At 72.0% G+C, this 9,372-nt stretch carries 8 protein-coding genes and 1 pseudogene; 6 read left to right on the top strand and 3 right to left on the bottom strand.

Annotated features, from left to right (window positions below; genetic code table 11):
* Positions 1–766: pseudogene (locus tag ADY59_RS45085) on the top strand (FAD-binding monooxygenase); the annotation flags it as partial.
* A gap of 74 nt (positions 767–840) precedes the next feature.
* Here the strand turns inward: ADY59_RS45085 and ADY59_RS45080 are convergent.
* Together ADY59_RS45080 and ADY59_RS45075 are read right to left on the bottom strand one after the other, a co-directional pair.
* Positions 841–1,545 (bottom strand): cache domain-containing protein, encoded by a 705-nt coding sequence (locus ADY59_RS45080; protein ID WP_049576823.1) that lies wholly within the window; start codon positions 1,543–1,545, stop codon positions 841–843.
* Positions 1,546–1,555: 10 nt separating this feature from the next.
* Positions 1,556–2,296: a FadR/GntR family transcriptional regulator gene (locus ADY59_RS45075; RefSeq protein WP_197094159.1), complete on the bottom strand. Its 741-nt coding sequence runs from the start codon at positions 2,294–2,296 to the stop codon at positions 1,556–1,558.
* Positions 2,297–2,366: 70 nt separating this feature from the next.
* Between ADY59_RS45075 and ADY59_RS45070 the strand changes: the two genes are divergently transcribed.
* From ADY59_RS45070 to ADY59_RS45050, 5 genes are read left to right on the top strand one after another with little or no spacing between them, the layout of a single operon-like run.
* Entirely contained in the window at positions 2,367–3,557 is a 1,191-nt protein-coding gene (locus tag ADY59_RS45070; RefSeq protein WP_049576818.1) for a (Fe-S)-binding protein, read from the top strand.
* Complete coding sequence (locus ADY59_RS45065) at positions 3,554–5,053, top strand: FAD-binding oxidoreductase (protein ID WP_049576815.1); 1,500 nt, start codon at positions 3,554–3,556, stop codon at positions 5,051–5,053. Before ADY59_RS45070 ends, ADY59_RS45065 begins: the two co-directional genes overlap by 4 nt.
* A gap of 20 nt (positions 5,054–5,073) precedes the next feature.
* Entirely contained in the window at positions 5,074–5,304 is a 231-nt protein-coding gene (locus tag ADY59_RS45060) for a hypothetical protein (protein WP_049576812.1), read from the top strand.
* A complete protein-coding gene (locus tag ADY59_RS45055; RefSeq protein ID WP_049576811.1) occupies positions 5,288–6,781 on the top strand; it encodes an APC family permease in 1,494 nt (497 codons plus the stop codon). Before ADY59_RS45060 ends, ADY59_RS45055 begins: the two co-directional genes overlap by 17 nt.
* A complete protein-coding gene (locus ADY59_RS45050) occupies positions 6,778–7,833 on the top strand; it encodes an LLM class flavin-dependent oxidoreductase (RefSeq protein ID WP_049576810.1) in 1,056 nt (351 codons plus the stop codon). The genes ADY59_RS45055 and ADY59_RS45050 overlap by 4 nt, the downstream gene beginning before the upstream one ends.
* Here ADY59_RS45050 and ADY59_RS45045 read toward each other — a convergent pair.
* Entirely contained in the window at positions 7,830–9,038 is a 1,209-nt protein-coding gene (locus ADY59_RS45045; RefSeq protein WP_049576809.1) for a cytochrome P450, read from the bottom strand. The genes ADY59_RS45050 and ADY59_RS45045 overlap by 4 nt on opposite strands.
* Positions 9,039–9,372: the final 334 nt, after the last annotated feature.

The raw sequence follows: 9,372 nt of genomic DNA, 5'->3' as shown, positions 1-9,372 counted from the left end.
GGCGGGGGGCGTGACGGCGTGGTTCGAGGGGGCCGAGCCGGTGGCGGCGCGGTTCGTCGTCGGCGCGGACGGCGCCCGCTCCCGGGTGGCCCGCGACCTGGGCCTCGACGTCAACCGGCGCTTCCTCGTCGGCGCCGAGCTCGTCCACCCGATCGCGTCCGGCACGACCACCCCGGCGTTCCACTGCGTCCTCGACCCCCGGATCGCCCCCGGCTACCTGGGGTGGGTCATCGACGACGGCCGGCACGCCCACGTCGGCGTCGCGGGATACCCCGGCGCGATGCGCGCCGGCGTCCGCCGGCGCCTGGACGCGTTCGCCGCCGACGCGCCCGGACGCGCCGCCCCGGCCGGGCCGGTGGAGCGGCGCGGCGGCCCGATCCCGGTCGGCGGCGTGCTGCGACGGCTCGCCTGCCCCGCCGGGCTGCTCGTCGGGGACGCGGCGGGCGCGGTGTCGCCGCTGACGGCCGGCGGGCTGGACCCGTGCCTGCGCATGGCCGCGCTGGCCGCCTCGGTCGCCGCCGCGTACCTGCGCACGGGCGACCCGCGCGAGCTCGGCCGCTACGACGGCGCCGCGTTGCGCGGCCGGTTCAGGAGCCGGCTTGCGCTGCGCCGCGTGTTCGCCGGCATCCGGTCCGCGGCCGCGGCGGAAGCCGCCGTGACCGTGCTGCGCGGCCCCGCCGGTCGCGCGCTGGCGGCGCGGGTCCTGTTCGGCGACGGCTCGTTCCCCGACGTCGCGGCCGGCCTCCCCTCTCCCGCAGCCGGCTGATCGCCCGTCCCCGGCGTCGCGGCCGGGTCCCTCTCCTGCGGCCCCGTCCCCGGGCGTCGCGGCCGGGTGTCGTTCTACAGGGGGCTGATCGCCCGGTCGGCGGCGGACGTGACGATGCTCCACGGGAGCGGGGGCAGCGGCAGCCGGTCCCCCGGATCGAGGAGCAGGGACCCGGCGGGCAGCCGTGGTGAGTTGGTCGCCACCACCCGGCCCTCGCCGTTCACCAGCGTGATCTGCGTCGGGCTCGCCGCCAGCACGCCGAGCAGCAGCTCCTCGAACCTGGCCGCACGCACGTCGGCGCCCACCACGCCGAGGAAGCGGCCGTCCACCTCGGCGGGCGCGGTGAACGTCAGCATGTACGTGTCGGTCCCCCCGAAGTCGACGTACGGGCCGACGATGTGGCGGCGGCGGGTGCGCTCGGGCACGGCGAACCATTCGGCGGCCGTGTAGTCGTAGAAGTCGAGGCTCTCCGGGTCGAGGTCCACGTCGAGGAAGGTCGGATCCTGCTCGGGCGGCGCCTGCCACCACTCCAGCCACCGCCGGCGGTCGGCCAGCACGCCGGGGGCGACGATCACGCCGGCCCCCGCCACCACCTCGTGCGTCCTGCTCAGGCAGGCGAAGATCTCCGGCCGGACCGCCGCCAGGTCGGCGCAGGCGAACGAGCCGCAGGCGCGATAGCAGGCCACGACGCTCTCCAGGACGCGGTCCAGCGAGCCGAAGATGTCCGCGACGATCGTGTGGACCCGGTCCGTCACCTGATCGACGTGCTGATCGCTCATCGTGGCCTCCTCACTCGGATGCGACGAGCCGCCAATGGAACTCCATCAGACGCTCTATCCCCTTGTCGATGTGTTCCTCGGTGAGCGCCCTGGCCCGGGCCGGGTCGCGGGCCTCGATGGCGTCGATCACCTGCGTGTGCCCGCGCACCACGTCACGCGGGTCGGCGGCGGCCCCGTACGGCAGCCAGAGCAGCTCGCCGACCTCGGACTGGATGTCGATCTCGGCGCGCGTGAGCCGTACGGACTGGGCGGCGGCGGCGACCTCGATGTGGAAGCGGCCGTCGGCGCGGCGGCGCTCGCCCACGGAGGTGGCCGCGTCGAGGCGGCCGAGGACGTGGCGCAGCCGCGCGACGTTGTCGGCGGAGGCACGCAGCGCGGCCAGCCGGGCGGCGGTGCCCGCGATCGCCGAGCGGTAGTCGCCGATCTCGCGCAGCTCGGAGGTGCTGAGCTCGCGCAGGCGGCGGCGCAGCCGGGCGGCGGACGGGTCGGTGGGCGCGAGCACGAACGTGCCGCCGCCGCGCCCCCTGCGGGTCTCGACCAGCCCGCGCTCGCGAAGGGCGGCCAGGGCGGCGCGCAGCGTCACCGTGGAGACCTTGAGCGCGTTGGCCAGCTCCAGCTCGGCGGGGAGCTGGTCACCGTCGGAGATCAGGCCGAGCGCGATCGCCTCGGCCAGCCGGCGCACCACCACCTCCACCCGGCCGGAACCGTCGTCGACCGGGGCGAACACCGCCGCTTTGGGGAGCTGGCTCACACGTCCCAGCATATTGCCTTTTGAAATATGAACTCATAGTTTTAAGCGCAACCCGCCTTAGGGAGGCCACATGCCGGATCCCGAGAAGGAGTTCGCCGAGGAGTGGCGCGACGCCGCCTACAACTGCTTCTCCTCAGGTCACAAGTTCTGCCGCGAGGTCTGTCCCGTCATGCAGGTCACGCGGAACGAGTCCTGGAGCCCCACCGCCTTCCACGCCAACGTCGTGGCGATGGAGAAGGGCGAGCTCGAGGTCGCGGACGTCGCGGCCGACTACGTCAACTGCACCGGATGCGGCGCGTGCGAGCTGCGCTGCCCCAACTCGCTGTTCACCGGCGACTTCTACCGCTTCCGCACCCGTACGGTCGACCTGGTCAAGGCCGTGCGCGGGCTGGCCGTCGAGCAGGGCCTGCACCAGCCGGGCTGGCAGCGCTGGAACCTGCTCACCGACGAGCGCCGGCACGAGCCGGTCCTCGGCGCCACCCCCGTCGAGCAGGCCCGGGTACGTGACTGGGCCGACGGGCTGGACCTGCCGATCGGCGGGGAGAGCATCCTTTTCGTCGACTGCGAGGCCGCCTTCCACCGCACCTCGGTGCCGCGTTCGGTGGCGCGGATCCTGAACCTCGCCGGCTACCCGTTCGGGCTGATGAACGAGCAGTGGTGCTGCGGCGGCCCGGCGGCCGAGATGGGCTACGAGGAGCAGGCGCGCCGCTTCGCCCGGCACAACCTCGACGACTGGCGCGCCGCCGGGGTGCGCAGGGTGCTGGTGCTCGACCCGCACGACTACATCACCTTCACCGAGGACTATCCGAAGTATTTCGGCGACGCGTACGACATCGAGATCGTGCTGGTCGTGGAGCTGCTGGCGGAGCTCATCAGGGAGGGCAGGCTGACGCCGCACGTCCCGGTCGAGCGCGCGGTGACCTACCACGACCCGTGCCGGCTCAACAAGCGCAAGGGCGTGTGGCGGGAGCCGAGGGAGATCCTGCGGGCGATCCCCGGGCTGACCTTCCACGACGTGGACCGGGTGACGCAGTGGTCGTACTGCTCGGGCGGCGGCGGCGGGCTGCCCGTCGAGAAGCCCGAGCTGACCGCGAAGATCAGCGAGCAGCGGGTCGGGAAGGCGGCCGAGCTGGGCGTGGACACGCTGGTCAGCGCCTGCCCGTGGTCGGAGCGGCCGCTGTCGGAAGCCGGCGCGGCGCGTTCGATCGACGTCGTCGACCTGCACGAGCTGCTGGCCGAGTCGCTGGGGGTGGCGCCATGAGCGTCCTGATCGGCGACCCCGTGCTGGACGAGCTCCGGCAGATCCTCGGCCCCGGCCACGTGCTGACCGGCAAGGCCGACCGGCTCAACCGGGCGCGCGTGCCCGCGCCGTTCCCGGTGCACCGGTGGGCGGAGCGGATGCCCGACCTGGTCGTGCTGCCCGCCTCCACCGAGGAGGTCGCGGAGGTGCTGAAACTGGCCAACCGCCTGCGGATCCCGGTCGTGCCGCGCGACGGCGGCACCGGGCTGACCGACGGCGCGGTGCCGCTGTGCGGCGGCATCGTCGTGGACGTCAAGCGGATCAACGCGATCCGGGAGATCGACCTCGGCAACCGCACCTGCACGGTCGGCACCGGCATCAACGCGCTCAAGCTCAACGAGGTCCTCGCCCGGCACGACCTGATCTATCCGGACGATCCGGCGTCCTACCCGTGCTCGCTGGTGGGCGGCCGGATCGGCACCAGCGGCTGGTCCCTGATCGGCTCCCGCTACGGCCACAGCCGCGACCTGGTGCTCAGCTTCGACCACGTGCTGCCGACCGGCAAGGTCATCCACGTCGGCGACGGCATCGGGCGCAAGATCACCAAGAGCTCCAGCGGCTACCAGCTCAAGCACCTGTTCATGGGGCACCAGGGCACGCTCGGCATCGCGACCGAGGCGACACTCAAGCTGTTCCCCCGTCCGGAGGCGGAGTTCTCGCCGTTCTGGGCGTTCGAGGACTACGACAGCGCCTACCGCGCGGTCGGCGCGCTGGCGCGGGCGGGTGTGGCGACGTTCGCCGGGGCGGTGCTGTTCGACGAGTGGAAGGTCGCCTACCTGCGGCGCGACGACGAGGCATACATCCCGCAGCCGTCGTCGGTGAAGGCGCTGGTGTGCGCGGCGCTCTACGGCTACGAGGACGAGGTGCGGGCCGGCGGCAGGAGGCTGATGCGCATCGCCCGCTCGCACGGCGCCCGTTACCTGGGCGACGAGATCTCCGAGGGCGACTGGGCGGCCAGGCACGACAGGTACGCCACACCGCTGCACGGCCGCACCCGGTCGGGCCAGGTCGTCCCGATGAGCTGGCACTGCGAGGACGCCTCGATCAACTACACCGGCCTGCCCGCCGTGCGGCTGGCCTGGCACGAGATCGCCGACCGGCTCCGGCGGGAGAGCGACGTGTTCGACGACTGGGGCATGTTCGCCTACACCAACGGCGCGACTGGCGCCGACTACCTCACCGAGATCGACATCGGCATCTGGGAGCAGCGGCTCGACGACACCGCCTGGGAGGCGTGGGTGCGGGCCAAGCGCGACCTCGCCGCCGTGTCACTGGCCCACGGCGGCTCGATCAGCGCCTGCCACGGCTCGTGCCGCGAGGGGGAGGTGGACCTGGTGCCGGAGGAACTCGGCGGCGGGTACGACGTGATGCTCGACATCAAGCGGACCATCGACCCGAACAACATCATGAACCCCGGCAAATACCTGCTCGACCAGGCATACGCGGAGAAATCGTGAAATATCGCTATCAAGAGGAAATGTCGCCTCCGCCGGCCCGGCGGGCGACCGATGTGGCGATCACCCGCTTCGAGCACGTCTACGAGGTCGAGCCCGGCCTCATGACCGAGCACGTCACGCAGCAGACGTTCCCCAACTGGGACACGCTGCGCCTGGTCCGCTCCCGGGCCGACCACCTGGCCTGGATGCACCGGCACTTCGCCGACAAGGTGATCTCCGGCGAGGAGCTCCTCCATGACCTCGACGAATGACCACCCGCCGGGCCCCGCCGGCTCCGGGGACGCCGCCCGGCTGGCCGACCTCGGCTACACCTCCGAGTTCCGCAGGGACATGAGCCTGTGGGCCAACTTCTCCCTCGGTTTCACCTACCTGTCTCCCGTGGTCGGGATCTACACGCTGTTCGCCTCGTCGCTGGCCGTCGGTGGTCCGCCGATGATCTGGAGCCTGCTCATCGTGGGCGCCGGGCAGTTCCTGGTCGCGCTCGTCTTCGGCGAGATCGTCTCGCAGTACCCGCTGACCGGCGGCATCTACCCGTGGGCCAGGCGGTTATGGGGGCGGCGGTGGGCCTGGATGACCGGCTGGGTGTATCTGGTCGCGCTGCTGGTGACGATCGCGAGCGTGGCCTACGGGGCGGGGCCGTACCTGTCGGCACTGCTCGGGATCGAGGTGGGCACCGGCAACACGATCGTCTGCGCGCTGGTCATCCTGGGCGTGGCGCTGGCCGTCAACCTGGCCGGGACCAGGGCGCTGGCGGTGGCGGCGATCATCGGGTTCACCGCCGAGCTGGTCGGGGCGCTGGTCGTGGGCGGGTGGCTGCTGCTCACCCAGCGGCACCACGGGCTCGGGGTGCTGTTCGACTCGTTCGGCGCAGGGTCGGAGTCCGGATATTTCGTGGCATTCCTGGCGGCCGGATTGATCGGCATCTTCCAGTACTACGGGTTCGAGGCGTGCGGTGACGTGGCCGAGGAGGTGCCCGACCCCACCCGGCGCATCCCCAGGGCCATGCGCATGACCATCTACGTGGGCGGCGCCGCCGCCACGTTCGTCTGCCTGGCGCTGCTGCTCGCGGTGCCCGACTTCGCCGCCGTCGTCTCCGGCGACGACGCCGACCCGGTCACGAACGTGCTGACCACCGCGTTCGGGCCCGCCGGGCTCAAGGTCGTGCTCGGCGTGGTGCTGCTGTCGTTCCTGTCGTGCGCGCTCAGCCTGCAGGCCGCGGCCGGCCGGCTGCTCTACTCCTACGCGCGGGACGACATGATCGCGGGCAGCCGCGTGTTCCGCAGGTTCTCCCGGGCCAGGCACATCCCGCCGAACGCGCTGCTCGTCGCCGCCGTCGTGCCCGCGCTGGTCGTACTCGGCTCCCTCCTCTCGGAGGACGCCCTCATCAAGATCATTTCGTTCGCGGTGCTCGGCATCTACCTGGGCTTCCAGATGGTGGTGCTGGCCGCCTTGCGGGCCAGGGTACGCGGCTGGCGCCCGGCCGGGCCGTTCACGCTGGGCCGCGCCGGGCTCGCCGTCAACGTGGCCGCGCTGGCCTACGGGGTGCTCGCCATCGTCAACATGGCCTGGCCGCGCACACCCGGCGCCCCCTGGTACGACAACTACCTGGTGGCCCTGTCCGGCCTCGTCGTGGTCGCCGCCGGGCTGCTCTACCTGCTGCTCGCCAAGCCGTACGACAAGGGCGACGCCCCCTCGGGCGACGCCGTCCCCCAGGAGGTCGCACGATGAAGTTCAGTTACGTGATGCTGCCCGACTACCCGCTGCGGGAGTCGCTGGCGTCCATCCGCCTGGCCGACGAGCTCGGCTTCCACGCCTGCTACGCGGCCGACGAGACCTGGCACAAGGACCTGTGGCTGCTGTTCGCCGCCGCGGCGCAGCAGACGTCCCGCATCAGGTTCGGGCCCAGCGTGTCGTCGGTGGTGCTGCGCGAGCCGTCCCTGATCGCCCAGGCCGCCGCCACGCTCGACGAGCTCAGCGACGGGCGCGCCGAGGTGGTGCTGTCCAGCGGCAACTTCGGGCTGCTCGCGCAGTACGGCATCGACTGGACGGTCACCAAGCCGCTGTCGCGCGTGAAGGAGGCCGCGCACGTGGTGCGCACGCTGCTGGACGAGGGCGCGATCACCTTCGACGGCGAGTTCTTCAAGTACACCGGCCTGTTCACCTTCGCCCGCCCGGTACAGGAACGCGTGCCCGTCAAGCTCGGCGCGATGCGCGGCCCGCGCTCGTTCCGGGCGGCCGGCGAGCACTCCGACGGCGTGCACCACGCCCTCAGCTACACCCGCGAGGCCTACGACTACCTCGTCGAGCACTTCACGGCGGGCGCGGAGAAGGCGGGCAAGGACGCCTCGTCGATGGACATCGGCGCCTGGGTCGTCTTCGCCACCGGCCCGGACTCGGCCGTGGCGAAGGAGGCCGCCCGCAGCATGGTCGGCCTCTACGCCTCGTCCATGCCCGCCGAGCAGCTCGAACGCAACGGCGTCGACCCGGGCGCGATGAAGCCGATCGTCGACGCCCTCGGCGCCGGCGACCTGGCCAGGGCGATCGAGCTGACCACGCCCGAGCTGGGCGAGCGGCTGTCCATCGCCGGCACGCCGGAGGAGTGCGTGGCCAAGATCAAGCGTGAGATCGAGCCGTCCGGCGTCAACCACATGATCCTGGCCGTCACCGACGCGACGCTGGTCAAGCAGTTCATGGGACGCGAGCTGCCCGAGGTGGCGGACGTGGACAGCCAGCTCAGGCTGATCCACGACCGCATCATGCCCGCGTTCGCCGGCGACTAGCTGTACTCGGCCAGCGCGAGGCGGCGCACCCCTGTCATGGTCGGCGTGGGCATCAGCTCCACGGGGTCGTCGGGATCGCTGCGCAGGGACGGGTGGCGGTCGAGCAGGATGTTCAGCGCGACCCGTCCTTCCAGCCGGGCCAGGGGTGCGCCCAGGCAGAAGTGGACGCCGCGGCCGAAGGCGAGGTGCGGGTTGGGATCGCGGCCCGGGTCGAAGACGTCCGGGGCGGGGAACTGCCTGGGGTCCCTGTTGGCCGACCCGAGCCAGGCCATGACGAGCTGGTCGGCCGGGATCGTCACGCCGCCGAGCTCGGTCTCGCGGGTGGTGGCGCGGCCGAGGGCGGCGAACGGCGTGAGGTAGCGCAGGGACTCCTCGATGACGGCCGGGATCGAGGCGCGGTCGGCCCGCACCCTCTCCTGCTGCTCGGGGAAGGCGTCCAGGCAGAGCACCGTGTTGCCGAGCAGCATCGTCGTGGTGATGTGCCCGGCGAGCAGCAGGATGATCGCGAAGTTGACCACCTGGTCGTCGGGCAGGCGCTCGCCGTCGACCTCCGCCTCCACCAGCCTGGTGAGCAGGTCGGCGCGGGGCCGGGCCCGGCGCTCGGCGGCGTGGCTCGCGAGGTAGTGCGACATCTCCTTCCAGGGGCGCAGGGTGGCCTCCAGCCGCACGTCCTGGCCCTCGACAGGCTCGGCCAGGGAGATCTTGGTGTCGCGCTGGAACAGCGCGTCGGCCCACCGCTTGAACAGGGCGCGGTCGCCGCTGGGCACGCCGAGCAGCTCGGCGATGACGATGACCGGGAGCGGGTAGGCCAGATCGGTGACCAGCTCCAGCCGGCCGCGCTCGCGGGCGGCGTCGAGCAGCTCGTGGGTGAGGGCGGCGATCCGAGGCTCCAGATCCGCGACGATCCTGCGGGTGAACGCGCTGCTGACCAGCTTGCGCAGCTTGCCGTGCAGCGGCGGGTCGATCTGGGTGAGGAAGCCGTCCAGGGAGAACTCCTCGACCTCCGGCACCATGCCCTTCGGGAGCACCCGCATGGTGTCGGAGGAGAACGTCGCGGGGTCCCCGAGGAGATCGTGCAGCTCGGGGTAGCCGTAGACGTTCCACATTCCGGCGGCCGTCTCGTACTCGACGGGCGGGCCAGATCGCGGGCCGTGCAGCCAGAAGTGCTGCTTGGGGATGTCGTACCGTTCGACGATGCCGGCCATCGCCTCTCCTCATGGATGTGGGCTGGATCAGGCCGCCATCGGCAGAAGCACATGGATGCGGGTCAGCTGCGGATCACCAGCAGGCATCGGCGCCTCCCCGAAGCGGTCTGACATGACGTTGCCGACCAGACTTCCCGGCGCTCCACCATCGACGTTAACAGCGCCCGATGCCCCGCGCCAGACACCCGCCGGCGATTTCACGCCGTCGTCCTCCCGGCGGCCGGCCCCTCATGGAAAGGGGAGCAGGCCGGGTGGCGGGGTGTCCTCGGGGGACGGCTGCTCGGTGGGAGGCGGAGCCGAGGGTTCGGGCGCCACCGGCGTCGGGGTGGTGGAC

The sequence above is a fragment of the Nonomuraea sp. SBT364 genome (assembly GCF_001083785.1).
Lineage (GTDB): Bacteria > Actinomycetota > Actinomycetes > Streptosporangiales > Streptosporangiaceae > Nonomuraea.
The sequence above is the reverse complement of the archived record's forward strand: the minus strand, read 5'-3'. Positions and strand labels throughout refer to the sequence as shown.

Excerpts from the sequence above, each read along its gene's own strand:
- ADY59_RS45080 (WP_049576823.1), bottom strand. The coding sequence starts at position 1,545 with ATGAGCGATCAGCACGTCGATCAGGTGACGGACCGGGTCCACACGATC.
- ADY59_RS45070 (WP_049576818.1), top strand. The coding sequence starts at position 2,367 with ATGCCGGATCCCGAGAAGGAGTTCGCCGAGGAGTGGCGCGACGCCGCC.
- ADY59_RS45065 (WP_049576815.1), top strand. The coding sequence starts at position 3,554 with ATGAGCGTCCTGATCGGCGACCCCGTGCTGGACGAGCTCCGGCAGATC.
- ADY59_RS45060 (WP_049576812.1), top strand. The coding sequence starts at position 5,074 with ATGTCGCCTCCGCCGGCCCGGCGGGCGACCGATGTGGCGATCACCCGC.
- ADY59_RS45055 (WP_049576811.1), top strand. The coding sequence starts at position 5,288 with ATGACCTCGACGAATGACCACCCGCCGGGCCCCGCCGGCTCCGGGGAC.
- ADY59_RS45050 (WP_049576810.1), top strand. The coding sequence starts at position 6,778 with ATGAAGTTCAGTTACGTGATGCTGCCCGACTACCCGCTGCGGGAGTCG.
- ADY59_RS45045 (WP_049576809.1), bottom strand. The coding sequence starts at position 9,038 with ATGGCCGGCATCGTCGAACGGTACGACATCCCCAAGCAGCACTTCTGG.